This window comes from Micromonospora sp. NPDC005806 (assembly GCF_042871425.1).
Classification (GTDB): Bacteria; Actinomycetota; Actinomycetes; order Mycobacteriales; family Micromonosporaceae; genus Micromonospora.
Map to the genome: position 1 here is coordinate 1 of NZ_JBIAIL010000110.1, position 1,215 is coordinate 1,215.

The window sequence follows — 1,215 nt, forward strand, 5'->3', positions numbered from 1 at the left end:
CATACCCACCGGTAGTGTCGGCGCGTCCGGCGCGGTTTCCGATCGCAAGTGGCGACGCCGTGCCGACCCGCCTAATCGTGATCTTACGAACCGGGGACCCAGCGCAACACCGGGGTGAATCCGCGAGCCACGGCCCGCGGTAGGGCGTACTTCCCGCCCGAATCCGTCAGCTAACCCGGTAGGCGGCCACGGAAGGAGTTCCAGCCTCGTGCGAACCACCCCCCGTTACGCCCCTCGCCTCCACGGCATCGCGGTGCCGACGCTCGCCTGACCGGCGACTTCCGGCACCGTCCCCAGCCCGGGCCCACCGGGCGCTCCCGATCCCCGCGGCACCCCCGCCCCAGCAACGCGCGTGAGTTCCTCCGCGTGTCGGGCCGGCGTGTGCCGCTCAGGCCCCCCGTGGAGGAACACGTGAAGCACCGAATGAAGCGTCAGCTGCGGCGTATCGTGACCGAGCGCCCGTACCGGATCATCGCCGGCTCCGCCGCGGCGCTCGTGCTGGCCGGCGGCGTCGGCACGGCGCTCGCCGCCACCGACAACAACACGCCGGTCCGCCAGGAGAACACCGCCGCCGTCGCCGAGTTGGCCCCCCGGCTCGGTGAGGTCGCCACCCGTGGCGAAGCCCGGATCGCGGCCCCGTCGCCGTCCGCCTCGCCGAGCGCCTCGCCGTCGGCCAAGGCCAGCACCACGGCCAAGGCCGACCCGGACGTGACCAAGAAGGCGAAGCCGAAGCCGCCGTCGACGAAGGTCCTCGACTACACCTACGAGGCGCAGACCGCCTACTGGAACTGCGGCCCGGCCGCGGTGCGCAACGCGCTGAGCGCCAGCGGCGTCGAGACCACCCAGGACGCGATGGTCGCCCCGCTGAACGCCGGCGTGAACGGCACCAACTCGGCCGAGGACACCACCCGCGGCCTCAACCAGATGGTCAAGGGCAACCCGTACCGGACCCACATGATCCCCGGCCCCGCCACCCCGGCGCAGATGGACCAGCTCCAGGCCGACGTGGTCAAGGCCATCACCGACGGCCGTGGCGTGGTCGCCAACATCGTCGGCGACGCCACCGACACCGACGGCGGCTGGCACTCGTTCTCCGGCGGCCACTACATCGCCGTGGTCGGCTACAAGAACGACGGCCGGACCGTGCGGATCGCCGACTCGGCGAACCCGGCGGTTCCCGCCTACTGGATGACCACCATCGACCTGGCGAACTGG

1 protein-coding gene and 1 riboswitch are annotated in these 1,215 nt (G+C 72.0%); the gene reads left to right on the forward strand.

Going from position 1 to position 1,215, the window contains the following annotated elements:
- Positions 1 to 58 precede the first annotated feature (58 nt).
- A riboswitch (cyclic di-AMP (ydaO/yuaA leader) is annotated at positions 59 to 200 on the forward strand.
- A gap of 199 nt (positions 201 to 399) precedes the next feature.
- Positions 400 to 1,215, forward strand: an 816-nt coding sequence (locus ACFYOS_RS36450) for a C39 family peptidase (RefSeq protein ID WP_387151935.1), incomplete at its 3' end; no start/stop codon positions are given.